General features: G+C 72.2%; 13 protein-coding genes. 3 read left to right on the forward strand and 10 right to left on the reverse strand.

All coding sequences use genetic code 11. The annotated features are described in order from the left end of the window. Positions 1-351: 351 nt before the first annotated feature. Complete coding sequence (locus LZG04_RS16105; RefSeq protein ID WP_233817722.1) at positions 352-828, forward strand: GNAT family N-acetyltransferase; 477 nt, start codon at positions 352-354, stop codon at positions 826-828. Positions 829-838: 10 nt separating this feature from the next. Here LZG04_RS16105 and LZG04_RS16110 read toward each other — a convergent pair whose 3' ends face one another. The 7 genes from LZG04_RS16110 to LZG04_RS16140 form a co-directional block, all read right to left on the reverse strand. After that, complete coding sequence (locus tag LZG04_RS16110; RefSeq protein ID WP_233817724.1) at positions 839-1,846, reverse strand: sugar phosphate isomerase/epimerase; 1,008 nt, start codon at positions 1,844-1,846, stop codon at positions 839-841. Between the two features lie 12 nt (positions 1,847-1,858). Beyond that, positions 1,859-2,998 (reverse strand): Gfo/Idh/MocA family protein, encoded by a 1,140-nt coding sequence (locus LZG04_RS16115; RefSeq protein WP_233818101.1) that lies wholly within the window; start codon positions 2,996-2,998, stop codon positions 1,859-1,861. Positions 2,999-3,037: 39 nt separating this feature from the next. Then, entirely contained in the window at positions 3,038-4,072 is a 1,035-nt protein-coding gene (locus LZG04_RS16120) for a substrate-binding domain-containing protein (protein WP_233817726.1), read from the reverse strand. Between the two features lie 39 nt (positions 4,073-4,111). Further along, on the reverse strand, positions 4,112-5,140 hold the full coding sequence (locus LZG04_RS16125) for an ABC transporter permease (RefSeq protein WP_233817728.1): 1,029 nt from the start codon (positions 5,138-5,140) through the stop codon (positions 4,112-4,114). Continuing rightward, entirely contained in the window at positions 5,137-6,651 is a 1,515-nt protein-coding gene (locus LZG04_RS16130; protein ID WP_233817730.1) for a sugar ABC transporter ATP-binding protein, read from the reverse strand. Before LZG04_RS16130 ends, LZG04_RS16125 begins: the two co-directional genes overlap by 4 nt. After that, positions 6,648-7,934: an ROK family transcriptional regulator gene (locus LZG04_RS16135; RefSeq protein WP_233817732.1), complete on the reverse strand. Its 1,287-nt coding sequence runs from the start codon at positions 7,932-7,934 to the stop codon at positions 6,648-6,650. The genes LZG04_RS16130 and LZG04_RS16135 overlap by 4 nt, the downstream gene beginning before the upstream one ends. A 189-nt stretch (positions 7,935-8,123) precedes the next feature. Further along, positions 8,124-13,556 carry a ThuA domain-containing protein gene (locus tag LZG04_RS16140; protein WP_233817733.1) on the reverse strand — a complete coding sequence of 1,811 codons (5,433 nt, stop codon included), beginning with the start codon at positions 13,554-13,556 and terminating at the stop codon, positions 8,124-8,126. Between the two features lie 581 nt (positions 13,557-14,137). Between LZG04_RS16140 and LZG04_RS16145 the strand changes: the two genes are divergently transcribed. Together LZG04_RS16145 and LZG04_RS16150 are read left to right on the forward strand one after the other, a co-directional pair. After that, positions 14,138-14,395: a LuxR C-terminal-related transcriptional regulator gene (locus LZG04_RS16145; protein WP_233817735.1), complete on the forward strand. Its 258-nt coding sequence runs from the start codon at positions 14,138-14,140 to the stop codon at positions 14,393-14,395. Between the two features lie 103 nt (positions 14,396-14,498). Beyond that, positions 14,499-15,842 (forward strand): PHB depolymerase family esterase, encoded by a 1,344-nt coding sequence (locus LZG04_RS16150; protein WP_233817737.1) that lies wholly within the window; start codon positions 14,499-14,501, stop codon positions 15,840-15,842. A gap of 107 nt (positions 15,843-15,949) precedes the next feature. Here LZG04_RS16150 and LZG04_RS16155 read toward each other — a convergent pair whose 3' ends face one another. Genes LZG04_RS16155 through LZG04_RS16165 form a run of 3 tightly spaced genes read right to left on the reverse strand, consistent with a single transcriptional unit; the run spans position 15,950 to position 17,945 of the window. Next, positions 15,950-17,131: a trypsin-like peptidase domain-containing protein gene (locus tag LZG04_RS16155; RefSeq protein WP_233817739.1), complete on the reverse strand. Its 1,182-nt coding sequence runs from the start codon at positions 17,129-17,131 to the stop codon at positions 15,950-15,952. Next, positions 17,128-17,799: a hypothetical protein gene (locus LZG04_RS16160; RefSeq protein WP_233817740.1), complete on the reverse strand. Its 672-nt coding sequence runs from the start codon at positions 17,797-17,799 to the stop codon at positions 17,128-17,130. Before LZG04_RS16160 ends, LZG04_RS16155 begins: the two co-directional genes overlap by 4 nt. After that, positions 17,796-17,945: a hypothetical protein gene (locus LZG04_RS16165; protein ID WP_233817742.1), complete on the reverse strand. Its 150-nt coding sequence runs from the start codon at positions 17,943-17,945 to the stop codon at positions 17,796-17,798. The genes LZG04_RS16160 and LZG04_RS16165 overlap by 4 nt, the downstream gene beginning before the upstream one ends. Between the last annotated feature and the right edge of the window lie 77 nt (positions 17,946-18,022).

The following is an 18,022-nucleotide window of genomic DNA, read 5'->3' on the forward strand; positions in this document are numbered from 1 at the left end:
TCCCGTACCTCGGTTGAATATGACGAGCCCCGAAACCACCCCCGCCACCCCCACACCCCACCGCCGCAGGTGCCCTCCTCAGCCACGAGCCGGAGGAGGCCCCGGTTGCGCGGACGATGCACCCCGCTCCACGTCCCTGAACCCGCTGCCGCAGCCGTGCCACCGCCCCCGCCGCTCCACTGTGGCTTCCGCACGCCCGCCGTGCTCGCCGTGCTCGCCGTGCTCGCCGTGCTCGCCGTGGCGACGGAACCGCGCCCACCCCTCGTCCACCGACGGGCGAGAACCCGGAATTGTCGGGGGTGGCTGCTAGCTTGCCCGCGGGTTCAGGCAGTGCGTGATGGGGAGGGCACAGTGGCAGAGGTGGCGTTGCGGCCGATCGAGGATGCCGACCTCGATGCGCTGTTCGAGCACATGCGTGACCCGGAGTCGGTGCGGATGGCGGCGTTCACCGCCAAGGATCCCGACGACCGCGAGGCGTTCGACGCCCACCTGGCGAGGGTGAGGGCGGCTCCCGACACGACGTTGCGGGCGGTGGCGGTGGACGGGCGGTTCGTCGGCACCATCTCCAGCTTCGTCATGGACGGCGACACCGAGATCACCTACTGGATCGACCGCGCGGTGTGGGGCCAGGGGGTCGCCGGACGAGCCCTGGCCCTCTTCCTCGACGCGCTCCGGGTCCGGCCCCTGCACGCCCGCGCCGCCAGTGACAACCTCAGATCGCTCGCCGTCCTGCGCAAGGCGGGGTTCGCGGTGGTCGGCACCGAGGTCTCCTACGCCTCCGCCCGTGACGCCGAAGTGGAGGAGACCATCCTGCGCCTGGACCGGTGACGGCGCCCGCTCAGCCGCCGGTGGAGAAGGCGGCGTCGAAGGAGGCCGTGGGCGGGTCGAACGCGTTGCGGCGGACGAACTCCAGGGCTTCGGGCGCGCCGATGAGGCGGTCCATGCCGGCGTCCTCCCACTCGACGCTGATCGGGCCGTCGTAGCCGATGCTGTTGAGCATCCGGAACGACCGCTCCCACGGCACGTCGCCACGCCCGGTGGAGACGAAGTCCCAGCCGCGGCGCGGGTCGGACCACGGCAGGTGCGAGCCGAGGCGGCCGTTGCGGCCGTCGCCGACCTGGCGGCGGGCGTCCTTGCAGTCGACGTGGTAGATCCGCTCGCGGAAGTCCCACAGGAAGCCGACGGGGTCGAGGTCCTGCCAGACGAAGTGGGAGGGGTCCCAGTTGAGGCCGAACGCGGGCCGGTGCCCGATCGCCTCCAGCGCGCGCACGGTGGTCCAGTAGTCGTAGGCGATCTCGGACGGGTGCACCTCGTGCGCGAACCGGACGCCGACCTCGTCGAACACGTCGAGGATCGGGTTCCAGCGGTCGGCGAAGTCGGCGTACCCGGCGTCGATCATCGACGGCGGCACGGGCGGGAACATCGCGACGGTCTTCCAGATCGAGGAGCCGGTGAACCCGACGACGGTCGACGCGCCGAGCCTGGCGGCGGCCCGGGCGGTCGCCTTCATCTCCTCGGCCGCCCGCTGGCGGACGCCCTCGGGGTCGCCGTCGCCCCAGATGCGGGAGGACAGGATGCCCTTGTGCCGCTCGTCGATCGGGTCGTCGCACACGGCCTGGCCGGTGAGGTGGTTGGAGATCGTCCACACCTTCAGGTCGTGCTTGGCCAGGATGGCCAACCGGTCGGCGACGTAGTCGTCGTCTTCGGCTGCTCGCCAGGGGTCGAGGTGGTCGCCCCAGCAGGCGATCTCCAGGCCGTCGTAGCCCCAGCCGGCGGCCAACCGGGCGACCTCCTCGAACGGCAGGTCGGCCCACTGGCCGGTGAACAACGTGATCGGACGCGCCATGGTGTTCTCCTCTCAGACGTCTCGCCAGGTGCCCGACGTCGCGCTCGCCTCGACGGCGGCCAGGACGCGTTGCACCTGGAGCCCGTCGGCGAACGACGGGGTGGGGTCGGTTCCAGCGGCCACGGCGCGGACGAAGTCGACGGCCTGGTGGGTGAACGCGTGCTCGTAGCCCAGGCCGTGGCCGGCGGGCCACCAGGCGTCGACGTAGGGGTGCTGCGGTTCGGTGACGACGATGCGGCGGAAACCCGCGACCGCGGCGTCCTCCGCGCCGTCGTAGTAGTGCAGGACGTTCATGTCCTCGAAGTCGAACGCCAGGCTGCCCGCGGAGCCGTTGATCTCGATGCGGATGGCGTTCTTGCGCCCGTTGGCGAACCGGGTCGCCTCGAACGAGCCGAGCGCGCCACCGGTGAACCGGGCCAGGAACAACGCCGCGTCGTCCACCGTGACCGGCCCGGTGCGGTCGGCCACGGCGGTGCCGGACAGGCCGGAGTGCTCGGCCGCCAGGGGCCGTTCGGTCACGAACGTCTCCAGCGTGCCGGACACCTCGCGGATGGTGTCGCCGAGGATGAACTGGGTGGCGTCGACGATGTGCGCGCCGATGTCGCCCAGCGCCCCGGAGCCGGCCCGCTCCTTCTGCAACCGCCACGACAGCGGCGCGGCCGGGTCGACGATCCAGTCCTGGAGGTACTGGGCGCGCACGTGGTGGATGCGACCCAGGCGGCCCTGCGCCACGAGGACGCGGGCCAGGGACAGGGCGGGCACGCGCCGGTAGGTGAAGCCGACCATGGCCCGCACGCCGCCCGCGGCGGCACGGGCCGCCGCTTCCGCCATCGTCTCCGCTTCGGCGACGGTATTGGCCAGCGGTTTCTCGCACAGCACGTGCTTGCCGGCGGCCAGGGCGGCGACGGCGATCTCGGCGTGCGTGTCGCCGGGCGTGCAGATGTCCACCACCTGGACGTCGTCGCGCTCCAGCACGGCCCTCCAGTCGGTCGCGGCCTCCGCCCAGCCCAGTCGCTCGGCGGCGGCCTCGGCGCGGGCCCGGTCGCGGCCGCACACGACGGCCATGACCGGGCGCGCGGGCAGGTCGAAGAAGCGGGGCGCGACGCGCCACGCCTGGGAGTGGGCGGCTCCCATGAAGGCGTGGCCGATCATCGCGACGCCCAGTGTCGTCGTCGTCAACGCGGTGATCTCCTAGGACTCGAAGGCGGTGGGCAGGTAGCGGTCGACGTTGTCCTTGGTGACGACCGGGGCGTAGAGCTCGACCTGGCGCGGCACCTCGACCTCGACCAGGTCGCCGAGGCTCTTGCCCTGCACGGCCAGGCGGGCGAGCCGGATGCCGTCCGCGCCCTGGGTGGACGGGTAGACCACGGTCGCGCGGTGCAGGCCGTTGCCCGCCTTGATCTCGCGCATGACGTTGGCCGAGCCCGCGCCGCCGACCATGAAGAACTCGTTGCGGCCGGAGTTCTTGATCGCCGCCGTGACGCCGACGCCCTGGTCGTCGTCGTGGTTCCAGATCGCGTCGATGCGCGGCGCGGCCTGGAGCAGGTTCGCCGCGGCCCGTTCGCCGCTCTCCACGGTGAACTCGGCGGCGACGCGGTTGCCGACCTTGAGCCCGCAGTCGCCGAGGGCGTCGGCGAAGCCCTTGCTGCGGTCCTGCGTCAGGGGCAGGGAGTCGATGCCGGCGATCTCGGCCACGACCGCGCCGGACTTGCCCGAGAGCTCCTGGCAGATGTAGGTGCCGGCGGACACGCCCATGCCGTAGTTGTCGCCCAGCACGGTCGAGCGCGCGGCGAACGGGCTGCCGAACTCGCGGTCGACGTTGATCACCGTGATGCCGGCCTTCATCGCCTTGAGCGCCACCGGCGTGAGCGCCGCGCCGTCGAACGGCAGCAGCACGATCGCGTCGACCTTGTCGTTGATGAACGTCTCGACCTGGCTGATCTGGAGGTTGACGTCGTTGGTGCCCTCCACCACCTTCAGCTCGACGTCGGAGTACTTCGCCGCCTCCGCCTTGGCGGCGTTGGTGATGGCGGCCATCCAGCCGTGGTCGGCGGCGGGCGCGGAGAAGCCGATGACGACCTTGTCGCCGGGCTCGTCGTTGGCGACCCGGGCGCCACCCTGGTTGCCGCTGCCGGCAGCGGGCTCGGGGGTGTTGCCGGTGCAGGCGGTGAGCGCGAGGCCGACCGACAGTGCGGCGATGAGGCGGGTTGTTGCCTTGCGTGACATGGTTGTGCTCCTCGGAGTGGCGGCGGGGTGGGTCGGGGGTCAGGCCCCGCTGCGGCGGGCCAACCGTTGCTGGAGCAGGACGGCGACCACGATGATCGCGCCCTTGGCGACGGCCTGGGCGGAGATGGACAGGTTGTTGAGGGTGAACACGTTCGACAGCGTCGTGAAGATCAGGACGCCGAACACGGTGCCGGCGATGGTGCCGCGACCGCCGGAGAGCAGGGTGCCGCCGATGACCACGGCCGCGATGGCATCCAGCTCGTACAGCCCGCCGTGGGTGGAGCTGCCGGTGGTGGTGCGGGCGATGAGCATCACCGCGGCGATGCCGCAGCAGACACCGAGCAGCGTGTAGAGCAGCACGGTGTGCCGCCGCACGTCGATGCCGGCCAGCCGGGCGGCCTCGGGGTTGCCGCCCACGGCGAACGTCCGCCGCCCGAACGTGGTGCGGTTGAGCACCACCCACCCGACGACCGCGACCACCGCGAAGATCACCACCAGCACCGGCACGCCGAGCACCGACGCGTCGAAGAACGCGGTGAAGCCCGGCACGTCCACGATCTGGGTCTTGCGGTTGGAGATGATCTCGGCCAGGCCGCGGGCGGCGGCGAGCATGGCCAGCGTCGCGATGAACGCCACGATCCGCCCGTAAGCGATGAGCAGGCCGTTGACCAAGCCGCAGCCCGCGCCGACGGCGAGCGCGGCGAACACGACCACCAGCCAGTGGGTGTCGTTGGCCATGGACTGCGTGGCCAGGGTCGTGGCCCAGACCGAGGACAGCGCGACGATCGCGCCGACGGACAGGTCGATGCCGCCGCCGGTGATCACGAACGTCATGCCGATGCTGACCACGCCGATCACGGCGGCCAGGCGCAGGATGGTGAGCACGTTGTCGACGTCGGCGAAGCGGTCGCCCGCGGTGGCCACGCCGACCAGGCACAGCAGCACCAGGGCGACGACGAGGCCGGTGTTGCGGCCGGCGGCGGACCCGAGCAGCGCGGTGACGCCGCGCTTGGCGTGGTTCGCGGTCGGCGGCCGGTCCGCGGTGGTCGCGGCGGTCTTCCCGTTCATGCGGCGGTTCCTTCCATGACCAGGTCGAGGACCCGGGATTCGTCGATCTCGCCGGCCGGTCCCTCGTGGACGACCCGTCCTTCGCGCACCACCAGCACCCGGTCGGCCAGGCCGAGCACCTCGTCGACCTCGCTGGACACGACCACCACGGCCACGCCCCGCGCGGCCAGGTCGCGGATCAGCTGGTAGATCTCGCTGCGCGCCCCGACGTCGACGCCCCGGGTCGGCTCGTCGAGCAGCAGCACGCGGCACTCGCGCAGCAACCACCGCGCCAGCACGACCTTCTGCTGGTTGCCGCCGGACAGGGTGCGCACCGCCCGGTCCACGCCCGGTGGTCGGACGTCCAGCGCCGTGGTCAACTCCTGCGAGCGGGCGCGCTCCGCGCCGTTGTCGAGGAAGCCGAAGCGGGCGAACGCCGACAACGTGGACACGGTGATGTTGCGGTACACGGCCTGGTCGAGCAGCAGCCCCTGGCTCTTGCGCTCCTCAGGGCACAGCCCGACCCCGGCGCGCACGGCCGCGCCGACGCTGCCGCGCCGCAGCCGCCTGCCGTCCACCTCGACGGTGCCGTCGGTCGGCTTGCGCGCGCCGTAGACGGCTTCGAGGATCTCCGAGCGGCCCGACCCGACCAGACCGGCGAGCCCGACGACCTCGCCCGCCCGGACGGTGAGGTCCACGCCGGAGAACCGGCCGCCGGCGGCCAGTCCCCGCACCACCAGCACGTCGGGCGCGGACGGGTCGACCGGCACGCGCGGCGGGAAGTCGTAGGCCACGTCACGGCCGGTCATGAGCCTGATCAGGTCGGGGGTGCGGGTCTCGCGGGCGGGCAGCCCGGTGGCCACCGTGCGGCCGTCCTTCAGCACGGTCACCCGGTCACCGATCTCGCGGATCTCCTCCATCCGGTGCGAGATGTAGACGATCGCCACGCCCTGCGCGGTCAGCTCCCGGATGACGCGGAACAGCGTGCGCACCTCGTCCTGGTCGAGCACGGCCGACGGCTCGTCCATGATCAGCAGCCGTCCGTCGCGGGACAGGGCGCGGGCCATGCTGACGATCTGCTGGTTGGCCGCGGACAGCCGGCCGACGTCGCGGTCGGGTGGGATGTCGGGGTGGCCGAGCCGGTCGAGCAGTGCCTTGGTGCGGCGGTGCGCCTCCGCGCGGCGGGTGAACCCGGCCGTGGACAGCTCGTGGCCGAGGAAGACGTTGTCGGCCACGGACAGCCCGGCCACCAGGTCGAGCTCCTGGTAGATGGCGGCCACGCCGCTGCGCATCGCGGCGGTCGGGTTGTCGAACGACACGACCTCGCCCTGCCACCGGATCTCGCCCTCGTCCGGGCGGTGCGCGCCGGCCAGCACCTTGATCAACGTCGACTTGCCCGCGCCGTTCTGGCCGAGCAGGCAGTGCACTTCGCCGGCGCGCACGTCGAAGTCGACCCCGCCCAGGGCCGTCACGCCGGGGAAGCGCTTGACCACGCCCCGGACGGACAGCAGCGGCGCTGTCGTGGTCGTCATACGGTTTCCTCCTGTGCCAGGGGCTTGTCGACGGGCTCGACGAGGACGGGGTCGCGGAACACGCGGTCGAGGACCTGCGACGCCCCGCCGCGCACGGAGCCGGAGAAACCCAGGGGTGAGAACGCGACCCGCGTGCCGCCGCCGTCGCGGGCGAAGACGTGGCCGCGCAGCTCGTCGCGCAGGGAACCGGCGATCCACGGTCGCAGCGCGGCGAAGTAGCCGCCCAGGACCAGCACGTGCGGGTTGAAGACGGTGACCAGGATGCCCGCGCCGACGCTGAGCCACCGGTCGACCTCGGCGATGGCGTCCAGCACCCGCGCGTCGCCCGCCGCGGCCCGGTCGCCGATCTCGGCGAGCCGTCGTTCCAGGTCGGGCAGCGGGTCCTGTTCCGGGTCGTGCGCCGACGTGTGCGGCGGCTCGTGCCCGGGAACGGCGGCGAGCAGCGCGTTGAGGCCCACGGCGGCTTCCCAGCAGCCGGTGTGGCCGCACGCGCACTGCGGTCCGCCCTCGCGGACGCGCATGTGCCCGGCCTCGCCGGCGAAGCCCCGCGCGCCCCGTAACAACCGTCCGCCCACCACGATGCCGCTGCCTATCCCGGCCGCGCCGGTGACCAGGATGAGGTCGCCGTCGCGGTCCAGCCCCTGCGCCTCCACCTCGGCCAGCGCGGCGAGGTTGGCCTCGTTGTCCAGCAGGACCGGGTACGGCGGCTCGCCGAGCAGCCGGTTGATCTCGGCGACCACCGGGACGTCGGTCCAGCCCAGGTTGGGTGCGGCGCGCACCACGCCGGTGTCGGCCTCGACCAGGCCGGGCACGGCGATGGCGACGCCGACCGGGTGGACCCCGACGCCGAGCAGCGCGGTGTCGAGCAGCCGGGCCAGGCGGGACAGCACCAGCGCCGGGTCCATCGCGGCGGTGTCCAGCGCGATGCGCTGCCGCGTCACCACCTGACCGCGCAGGTTGAGCACGAGCACCGACAGGTAGCCGACGTTGACCTCGGCGCCGACCGCGACGACGTGCTCGCCGTCGAGCCGGATGATCTGACCGGGCCGCCCGACGGTGGCCCGCTCGGTCTCGCCCTCCCCCACCAGGCCGCGGTCGACGAGCTCGGCGACCAGGCTGGACACGGTGGTCTTGTTCAACCCCGTCTCCTCGGCCAACCGCGCCCGTGAGCGCGGCCCGTGGTCGCGCAGGTGCGACAGGACGACGGAGAGGTTGTGCCTGCGGACCGTGACGTGGTCCGCGGTCGATCCGCCCGCGCGCGGACGAGTCGGCCCGTTCCTCATGGCACTCCTCGGTTTCGGACAGGGGGACGTGGGCGAGCGAACCCGGGCAGGGTGAGACGGCCTGAGCGGGTGGGTCGGGTGCGTCAGGCGGGGTGGGGCGGGCAGGTCGCGGGGGGTGGCAAGCCGGGCGAGGTGAGGGTGGGTTGGGCCTGGGGCGGGTGAGACCGGGGTCGGTCTCACCCGCGCCCGTCAGATGTCCTGCAAGGTGTCGTCCCGGCCAGGTCGGGGCGTGTACCGGCCGGTGGCCTCGACGTTGCCCGCCACGTCGATCGACCGGTACTCCACGTACTGCTTGCCGTTCGGCTGGACCCGGATCTCCTCGCCCCGGTGGACCTGCCACTTGCCGCCGGAGATGCGGTACTCCGTGCGGGCCACGCCGGAGGTGGCGTCGGAGGCGGTGAGCTGGACGCGGGAGGCCGACGAGCCGCGCTTGGCCTTCGTGACCGGTGGGGCGGTGTCGACCTTCACGTCGACCGACTGCTCGGCGGAGGTGTTGCCCGCCGCGTCGGTCGCCCGCACGGAGACCCGGTGGCGGCCGTCGCCCACGGGCACCGCGCCGGTGTAGGGCCGCCACGGGCCGCCGTCGAGCCGGTGCTCCAGCACCGGGCCGCCGGACGCGTCGTCGGTGGCGGTCGCGGACACCAGTGCCCGCTGCGTCCACCAGCCCTCGGGCCCCGGCGCGTTGTCCGTCTTCACGGTGAGGCGCGGCGCGGTGCGGTCGACCCGCACGGTCACCGTCTTCTCCGCGGAGACGTTGCCCGCGGCGTCGGACGCGCGGAACGCGACCACCCGTGCACCGTCGTCGGCGAACGACAGGGGCGTCGTGTACTGCGCCCAGGCGCCGTCACCCACCCGGTACTCGACGCGCACCGGGCCGCTGCCGTCGTCGGTCGCGGAGGCGGTGACGGTCACCGGAGCGGTCCACCACCCGCTCGCACCCGGCGCGGCGGGGTCGGTGACCACCGACAACGTCGGCGCCGTGTGGTCCGTGCTCACCCGGAAGTGGTTGAACTGGGCGGGCTTGGCCGCGGTCTGGCCGCCGCCGAGGGCGAACAGGCCGATCCGGGCCCCGGTCAGGTTCGCGTTGACCACCGGTTCCAACGACGTCCAGGTCCGCCCGTCCGCGCTGTAGGAGCCGGTGTAGGTGGAGCCGGACTTGGCCAACCTCAGGTGCCACACGCCACCGGTCAGGCCGCCGACCCCGGGCTGCGGCTGGCCCACCACGTCACCGCTCTCCGACCGCAGCTCCACCCCGCGCTGGACGGGCGTGCCCGCCTCGTTGGTGGCGATGTGGTCGAGCTTGACGTAGTTGGCGTCGTCGACGTAGGCGATCAGCCCCGCCTGCTGGTAGCGCTCGTCGAGCGCGGACGCGTCGACCTCGGTCTCGATCACCCAGTCGCCCTCGGGTGCGCGCTGGAGGATGAAGTTGGCCGGGGCGTCGGCCGAGCCGCCGTAGATGTCGCCGTCGCTGGTGTCGATGCGCAGGCTGCCGTCGGCCACGCCGTAGCGGGTGGGGTCGGGCCGGACCACCGCGTTCCAGCGGCACCCGTCCAGCGCCGTGCCGGCGAAGTCGTCGTTCGGTTCCACCGACGCGGTGTCGTCGGGGGTGAGGGTGAACCAGTCGAACTCGGCGTCGACCACCGGGCGGTCGCCGCCACCGCCCACGAGCGAGAGCAGGCCGACCTTCGGGTTCACCAGGCCCGCCAGCGACTTGGTCTGCGGCATGTCGGTGAACGCCTGGCCGTCCGCGCTGTAGGACGCGGTCAGGTTCTGGCCGTCGCTGGTGAACCGGACCCACACGGTGTCGGGGTAGGCCGCGCCCAGCGGCGCGGTGTTCGAGTCGCCGACCTCGTTGGGCTGCCCGGCCTCCTCGCGGATGAACTGGAAGATCCGGTTCGCCGCGTCGTCGGAGTCCGACCGGCCTTCGAGCACCATCTTCGCGTAGTTGTCGTCGTCGCCGTAGATCACCAGACCGGCCTGCTGGTAGGCGCGCCGCGCGGGCAACCGCACCTTGGCCGTGGCCTGGAACGGTCCGGACGGCAGGTCCTGGAGCACGATGTTGGGCGTCGTGTTGGTGGTGCCGTAGATGTCGGACGGCGCGGTCGGCAGCACCAGGTGGCCGTCGCGCACCGCGAGGTCCTGGTTCTCCCGCACCACGGTGGTCCACCGGTCGCGGTCGAGCGCCGTGCCGAGGAAGTCGTCCGAGCGACCGGCGAAGCAGGTGACGTCGGGTGCGCGGACGGTGATCTTGACGGTCTTCGTCGCGCTCGCGCCGCGGGAGTCGGTCGCGGTGACCTTGGCGTTGAACGTGCCCGCCGCGGTGTAGGTGTGGCTGACCGTAGCGCCCGTGGCCGTGCCGCCGTCGCCGAACACCCAGCTGTAGCCGATCGGGGTGTCGCCGTCGGGGTCGGTGGCGGACGCGGTGAAGTCGACCTTCAGCGGCGCGGTGCCGGACGTGGTGCTCGCCGACGCCTCCACCGCGGGCCGCTGGTTGTGCGTGACGCCACGACCGGCGAACTCCAGCCAGTTGACGTTGGCCAGGTAGCTGGTGGTGGTGCTGCCCTGCGGCCTGCGGGTGACGAAGTACAGCTCGGAGGAGGCCGGGACGTCGTCGGCGATGTCGGCGGTGACGGTGGTCCAGTTCTGCCAACCGCCCGTGCCGGCGAACGTCGCCGTGCCCGCGAGCGGGCCGTCCGGCGCGCCGACGCGGACCTCGATCCGACCGCCCTGCGACCCCGAGGCCACGCGGAACCGCACCTGGTCGATGCCCTGGAGCGTGGCCGGGCGCAGCGAGAACCAGTCGCCGTCGGTGATGAACCCGATGTTGCGGCCGCCGCCGGTGTCGGTGGTGTCCTCCTCCTGCACGCCCGCCGCGTCGTCGCCGACGCCGTCCGCGGTGCGGCCGGTCCCGGTGTGAAACTCGGCCTCCTTGTGCTTGGGTTGCAGCACCAGGATCGACTCGCCGGTCAGCGGGGACGCGCCGTCGCCGCCCTTGTCGGTGTACTTCGCGGTGAGGACGCCGAAGATGTTCGCGCCCACGTGGCCCTCGTCGCCGGACATCAGCGCCAGGCCCTCGCAGCCGCGGTACTGCTCGTAGCCGTGGGAGTGCTCGTCGTGGCCCAACGCGGGCTGCACGACCACGTTCTGGCAGTCGACCGTGCCGTCCTCGGCGTCGGTGACCGTGACGCGGTAGGAGACCTGGTCGCCGAAGTCGATGAAGCCGCCGTTCGCCGGCGCGGTCAGCGTGACCACGGGCGGGGTGTTGCCGACCACGATCGACACGTTGGCGACCGCGGACCTGCCGCCCTGGTCGGTGACGGTGAGCCGGGCGGTGTAGTCGCCGTTGGCCGTGTAGGTGTGGCTCGGCGCGGTCTCGGTGCTGTCGGTGGTGCCGTCGCCGTCGAAGTCCCAGGCGAAGGTCAACGGGTCGCCGTCGGGGTCGCGTGACCCGGCCGAGTCGAACCGCACGGTCAGCGGCGCGTGCCCGGAGGTCTTGTCGGCCTTGGCGACGGCGACCGGGCTCCGGTCCCCGCGCACGTAGTCGATGCGGTAGACGCCGCTGTCGGCGTTGTTGCCGCCGAACCCGGAGCCCCACTCGATCAGGTAGAGCGAGCCGTCCGGGCCGAACTGCATGGCGTGCGGCCGGTTGAACGGCATCCCCGGCAGCATCCGGCTGATGTCGGTGACGCCCGTGCCCGCCTCGTCGAGCTGGAGGGAGAACAGCCTGTTGTCGTTCCAGTCGCCCCAGATCGCCTTGCCGTCCCAGTAGGCGGGCCACTTGTGCTCGGAGGCCAGGTCGGGGTCGTACCGGTAGGTGCCGCCCGCCATCGGCGCGCCGCTGCCGCCGATCTCGGGGTTGCCGGTGCTGGTCTTGCCCTGCCAGATCTTCGTGCCGATGGCGGCGGGCAGCTCGGTGATCCCGGTGTTGTTGGGCGAGTTGTTGACGGGGTGCGCGCAGTCGAACTGCTGGCCGGACGCGCCGGTGGCGAAGTCGTAGTCGACGTACGGGGTGTTGTCGCCGACGCAGTACGGCCAGCCGTAGAAGCCGGGGCGGTCGACGATGTTCCACTCGACGCGGCCGTCCGGACCGCGCCGGGGGTCGCTCTGACCCGCGTCGGGGCCGTAGTCGGCGACCTGGAGCTTGTTGGTCAGCGGGTCGAGGCCGATGCGGAACGGGTTGCGGAAGCCCATGGCGAAGATCTCGGGCCGGGTCTTGGCCGTGCCCGGCGGGAACATGTTGCCCGCCGGGACGGTGTAGGTGCCGTCGGGCTGCGGGGTGATGCGCAGGATCTTGCCGTTGAGGTTGGCGCTGTTGGCCGCGGAGCGCTGCGAGTCCCAGGCGGCACGGCCGGCGCGCTCGTCGAGCGGCGAGTAGCCGTCCGAGGCGAACGGGTTCGTGTTGTCACCGGTGGTGATGTAGAGGTTGCCGTCGTTGTCGAACTCCAGCGCGCCACCCGCGTGGCAGCACTGCTCCCGCTGGGTCGTGACGGTCAGCAGCACCTTCTCGCTGCCGGGCACGATCACGTCACCTTGCAGCGTGAACCGCGAGACCCGGTCGACGGCCTCCGCGCCCGCGGGCGAGTAGTACAGGTAGAGCTGGTTGTTGGTGGCGAAGCCCGGGTCGAGCGCGATGCCGAGCAGGCCGAACTCCTGTCCGGTGTAGACGTTCAGCGTGCCCGCGGTGACCACCGCGCCGTCGCGCCGGACGATGCGGATCGCGCCGTTGCGGTCGATGTAGAACACGCGGCCGTCGTCGGCGATCGCGAGCTCCATCGGGTTGGCGGTGGTGTCGTCGAGGGTGACCTTCTCGTAGGCGTTGGTGCGGGTGGCCGTGCAGTCGGCGTCGACCGCACCGGCCGCGGTCTGGATGCCCTTGAGCAGGTGTTGCAGGAACGCCGGTTCGGCGTAGGAGTCGTCGCCGTGGCCCAGGCCCGTGTACCAGGAGCGCCCGCCGCGGTAGTCCTGGCACCAGGCGATCGGGTGGCTCGACCCCATCGTGCCGCCGGTGTAGCTGGTCTCGTCCAGCTCGGCCAGCACGTGCACGTCGGCGGACGGGTCGGCGCGGTAGTTGTACCACTCGTCGGCGCGTCGCCAGGTCCGCGGCAGGTGCGCGGTGGACGGGTGCGCCGGGTCGGTGACCTTCACGGTCGCGTTCTGCGGTTCGGGGTGACCCGCGAAGTACGCGCCCACCAGGTCGCCGTACCAGGCCCAGTCGTACTCGGTGTCGGCGGCGGCGTGCACGCCCGCGAACCCGCCGCCTGCCTCGATGTAGCGCTCGAACGCGGCCTGCTGGGTGGCGTCGAGGACGTCGCCGGTGGTGGAGAGGAACACCACGACCTCGTACTGGGCGAGGTTGGTGTCGGTGAACGCGCCGGCGTCCGCGGTGGCGTCCACGGTGAAGCCGTGCTCGACGCCGAGTTGGCGGATCGCGGCGACACCGGTGTCGATCGACGGGTGGCGGAATCCCGCGGTCTTGGTGAAGACGAGGGCCTTGAACGTCTCGTCGCCGTGGCCCGGGTGGGCCTGGGCCGGTGCGGTCAGCGTGACCAGCGACCCCAGCAGGGCCACCACGACCGCGGTGATCGACCACCGTCTCCGGCCGTGCCTGGACGATCTCGTCATTGAGGCCTCCCACCGGACCGCGGGCAGCGCCGCTGATCACAGGATTCGTCTGTCGGGTAAACAAACTAATGACGCGTTTTCCGGGGGGTCAAGGTCGCCGGCATGTCCACAACTCGCCAATCCGCGACCTGCCGGAAAAGGGCGACTAGCGCATTCGGCGGATTTACTCGACCGCTGGGTGACCGGACACTTCGCGCGCACGTGCACGTCACCCGCGCGGTGACGAGGTCGACGATCCCCCGCCGGGCAACGGTGTCGCGGGATCGCGCGCGTCCGGTCGACCAGCGGCGTGCCGTCGAAACCGGTACCGACCGCCGCGCAGTCGGATGAGTACTACTCATCCGGGTGGCGGATGCCTCGACCCGGACCCTCGACGGCCGCGTCGACACGTCGTGCCGGCCCGGCCGGTCGGGAGGTTCGCAAGTAGTACCTGCGCATCCCTTGACTTCGGCGACGTGCGACCGCTGTCATTGTGCGTCGGAGGCGGTCGGGTCATCGGCCGCAGAGAGTCAGACCCATCCGGTCCGACGCTCGCCCTTGGACGTCACCGATGGGGGTGCCACGACGCTGTGGAGCGGTCCATGACAACCATGACCAGGTTCGAGCGGGCGGAGCTGACCATGTCGTCCGACGTGGACGACGTGGAGCCGGAGCCCACGGACGCGACACGGCACCTGCTGCGGCTCATGCGCACCGGGGCGATCGACGAGGCCATCGCCAGGGAGTTGGGCGTCAGCGTCCGCACCGTGCATCGGCGGATCACCCGCCTGCAGAACGCGCTGGGCGTGCGTTCGCGCTTCCAACTGGGCGTGATCGCGTGCGAACGGGGCTGGGTATGACCTCACCCGACCATCACAGTCCACTTCGGACTTTTCCGCGGGGCGGCCGGGCCGCCTCCCGACGACCGCGTGCCGGCGTCCACGTGCCACCAGGGAGTAATCGATGAGACGAATGTTGCGCGCCTTGGCCGCGGCGGTGTTGCTGTTGCCGCTCATCGTCGGCACGGCGCTCGTGACGGCCGGTCCGGCGTCGGCCGCCACGTTGACCAGGGTCACGAACTTCGGGGCCAACCCCACCAACCTCAACATGTACGCCTACGTGCCGGACAACGTGGCGGCGCAGCCCGCGCTGCTGGTCCTGGTCCACTACTGCGGCGGATCGGCCGGCGCGATCTTCAACGGCAACGGCCGGGACTTCGCGACGGCCGCCGACCGGTACGGGTACGTCGTCGTCGTGCCGGAGGCCACCCGCGAGGGGCACTGCTTCGACGTGTCCACGCAGGCGGCGCTCACCCGTGGCGGCGGCAGCGACTCCACCGGGATCATGTCGATGGTCTCGTGGGCGCGGCAGCGCTACAACGTCGACCCGGCCCGGATCGTGGTCAGCGGCTTCTCGTCGGGCGCGATGATGGTCAACGTGCTGGCCGCGCAGTACCCGGACGTCTTCTCGGCGGGTTCGGCGTTCTCCGGTGTCCCGGCCGGCTGCTTCGCCACCGGCAACGGGTCGCTGTGGAACAGCCAGTGCGCCGGCGGGAACGTCGTCAAGTCCGCGGCGGAGTGGGGTGCGCAGGCCCGTTCGATGTACCCCGGCTACACCGGCCGCTACCCGCGGATGCAGCTGTGGCACGGCACCACCGACACGACCCTCGCCTACCCGAACTTCGGCGAGGAGATCAAGCAGTGGACGAACCTGAACGGGCTGAGCCAGACGCCGTCGTTCACCGACCACCCGCAGTCGAGCTGGACGCGCACCCGTTACGGCGACACGAGCACCCGGGCGACGGTCGAGGGCATCAGCATCTCGGGCACGGGCCACACCCTGCCGCAGGCGGGGATGTTGGCCTACGCGATCTCGTTCCTCGGTCTCGACGCGGGCGGCGGCGGTGGGGCCAAGACCGGCGTGCTGCGCGCGGTGGCTGCCGGGAAGTGCCTCGACGTGCCCGGCCAGACCACCACGCTCGGCACTCGGCTGCAGATCTGGGACTGCTGGGGCGGCCCGAACCAGCAGTGGACCTCCACCGCGGCGGGTGAGCTGACGGTGTACTCGGGGAGCACGGCCCGGTGCCTGGACGCCGAGGGCGCGGGCTCGACCGCGGGGACGGCCGTGATCATCTGGTCGTGCCACGGCGGGGCCAACCAGAAGTGGCGGCTCAACACCGATGGCACGGTGACCTCGGCCCAGTCGGGGCTGTGCCTGGAAGTCGCGAACTCGGCCACCGCCAACGGCTCCCCCGCCCGGCTGTGGACGTGCAACGGCCAGGGCAACCAGCGGTGGACCCTCGGGTAAGCCGGTACTCCCGGCCCGGACGGCGGTGAGCCGGTCGACTCCTCGACCGGCTCACCGCAGCACCGTGGGCCGGCCCGGGAGCGGAAGCCAGGCGGTCGGGGCCGCGTTCACGACTGGCCGGCCAGCACTTCGGCGTGCAGCGCGGGGTGGTTCGCGGCGAGGTGGTCGAGGATCCTGCCGATCGGCGTGCCGTAGTTCTCCTGCTTGACCTGTTGGCCGCGCACGGTCAGCGGGCCGCCGGGGATGACCTGCCAGCCGCGGTGCAGTGCGACGACCGACCAGGCGTCGTCGCAGATCGGGGAGCCGGAGGAGCCGCCGGAGGTGTCGGTGAGGTAGCTGAGGTGGTCGGCGGTGCCGGTGACGACGTAGTTGTTGCGGAAACCCAGCCGCATCGGGTTGCCGCCGGGGTGTTGGAGCACGTTGACCCGCTCCTCCAGTTCCCGGTCCGGTGGTTTGAGCAGCGGGCCGGGGCGCAGCCGCAGCGGTGGCCGGGGCGGCGGGTCGGGGGCCAGGCGCAGGATCGCGTAGTCCAGCTCGCGGTCCGCGGCCACGCACTCGACCGATGACGTCTCGTGCGTGGCCGAGTCCAGGCGGTAGAAGTCGAACACCGCCTTCGCGGTCCGGCCCTGCAGGGCGAAGTCGACATCACTCGCGATCTTGGTGTCCAGCCCGATCCGGGCGTTGACCACGTGGTGGTTGGTGATCAGGAGCCCCGGCCCGATCATCCAGGCGGTCCCGTCCCCCACCTCCGGAGCACCTCCGGCCACGGTCGACGGCTTGCCGTCGAAGTACCGGTGCACGACCACCTTGGCCACCGATCGCGCCACCTCGACCCCGACGTGCAGGAAGTCGACCGCGAGCGTGTCGTCCTTCCCGATCACGACCTCGAGGTCGCCGTCGGTGGCCGGCAGCGCGGCCACCCCACCGGAGACCTGCCCCGGCACGTCGGTGGGCACGGTGCCGGGCCGGGCGGCACCGTCCGGGGAGACGATCTCCAGCGCGCGGCGGAACACCATCTCCTCGGGCAGGCCACCGGCCAGTGGGATGGCCTGGTTGAGCCATTCCCACATCGGCACCTCGCCCGACGCCAGGGCGCGGGTGGCGTTCATCCGGTTGAGCAACGAGATGAGGCGGGCCAGCCGGTTGCCACCTTGTACCGCCACCGCGACGAAGCCGGGCGACATGGTCGAGGTCAGCACCTTCAGCTGCTCGTCGTCGGCGAACCCGGCGGCGATGGCCGCGTCGCGGACCTCGGCGAGGGCCTGGGGGCTGAGGTGGGCGAAGGTCATGGCGTCCTCCTGACGTCGGGGGCGCGGACGAGGGTGTCGAGGACCAGGCGCGGCATGTCGACGCCGGCGACGGCCTGGTCGAGGCCGATCGCGATGGCGCGGCCGGTGCGCCCGGTGCGCACGACCTGCCGTGCCGGCCCCACGAGGTCCGACCGCCGGCCGGGCAAGCCCACCTCGTCGGCGAGCCTTGCCAGCGCGGGTTCCGCGTCACCGGAAATCTGCGCCAACACCTTGGCCACCGCGTACGGGTCCGCGATGAACACCCCGGTGTCGCCTGGGGTCTGGTCGCCGACCTCGGCCGCGGCGTGGTGGATCACCGACTCCTCCTCGGTGCCCGCCACGTGCAGGACGAGGTTCGGGGCGGCCACCAGCTGCGCGCGGCCCAGCTCGCCGAACCGGGTGGCGAGGTGGTGGCCGAGGTCGCCGGCCGGCTCACCGAACGCGTGCAGCCACCCGACCGCGTCGGTGAGCACACCCACCGCGCGCGTCGGGTCGCCGAGCAGGTCGCAGGCGCGCACCGCCCATCGAGCAGCCCTGGCCATGCCGGAGGAGTCCTCCTGCCCGGCGCGGACCTCGACCGCGAGCTCCGCCAGGTCGACGTCGACGGAGCGGTCGCGGTCCAGCGCGGTGGCGATGGCGTCGCGCAGCGCGGTGTCCGCGCCCCTCACGTCGCCCACCGCGTGATGCCCAGCCTGGTCCGCAGCTGCGCCGCCAGGTAGTCGACGTACCGGGGGTCGTCGTGCCGTTCGAGCTGCTCGACCAGCGGCCGGTAGTGGCCGTGCCACCGCGCGCGGGAGGCGATGTACTCCGCCATGGTGCGCTTGCCGTACCCGGTCGGGCCGTCGGTCGTGGCGACCGGAGGACCGTCGCCCCGAGCGATCTCGGGTCATG

It is taken from the genome of Saccharothrix sp. S26 (genome assembly GCF_021390395.1).
GTDB lineage: Bacteria > Actinomycetota > Actinomycetes > Mycobacteriales > Pseudonocardiaceae > Actinosynnema.

What these genes read in the sequence shown, in the direction of transcription:
- LZG04_RS16140 (WP_233817733.1), bottom strand. Translation starts at nt 13,556, where the DNA reads ATGACGAGATCGTCCAGGCACGGCCGGAGACGGTGGTCGATCACCGCG.
- LZG04_RS16150 (WP_233817737.1), top strand. Translation starts at nt 14,499, where the DNA reads ATGAGACGAATGTTGCGCGCCTTGGCCGCGGCGGTGTTGCTGTTGCCG.
- LZG04_RS16110 (WP_233817724.1), bottom strand. Translation starts at nt 1,846, where the DNA reads ATGGCGCGTCCGATCACGTTGTTCACCGGCCAGTGGGCCGACCTGCCG.
- LZG04_RS16165 (WP_233817742.1), bottom strand. Translation starts at nt 17,945, where the DNA reads ATGGCGGAGTACATCGCCTCCCGCGCGCGGTGGCACGGCCACTACCGG.
- LZG04_RS16115 (WP_233818101.1), bottom strand. Translation starts at nt 2,998, where the DNA reads ATGATCGGCCACGCCTTCATGGGAGCCGCCCACTCCCAGGCGTGGCGC.
- LZG04_RS16125 (WP_233817728.1), bottom strand. Translation starts at nt 5,140, where the DNA reads ATGAACGGGAAGACCGCCGCGACCACCGCGGACCGGCCGCCGACCGCG.
- LZG04_RS16145 (WP_233817735.1), top strand. Translation starts at nt 14,138, where the DNA reads ATGACAACCATGACCAGGTTCGAGCGGGCGGAGCTGACCATGTCGTCC.
- LZG04_RS16155 (WP_233817739.1), bottom strand. Translation starts at nt 17,131, where the DNA reads ATGACCTTCGCCCACCTCAGCCCCCAGGCCCTCGCCGAGGTCCGCGAC.
- LZG04_RS16130 (WP_233817730.1), bottom strand. Translation starts at nt 6,651, where the DNA reads ATGACGACCACGACAGCGCCGCTGCTGTCCGTCCGGGGCGTGGTCAAG.
- LZG04_RS16135 (WP_233817732.1), bottom strand. Translation starts at nt 7,934, where the DNA reads ATGAGGAACGGGCCGACTCGTCCGCGCGCGGGCGGATCGACCGCGGAC.
- LZG04_RS16120 (WP_233817726.1), bottom strand. Translation starts at nt 4,072, where the DNA reads ATGTCACGCAAGGCAACAACCCGCCTCATCGCCGCACTGTCGGTCGGC.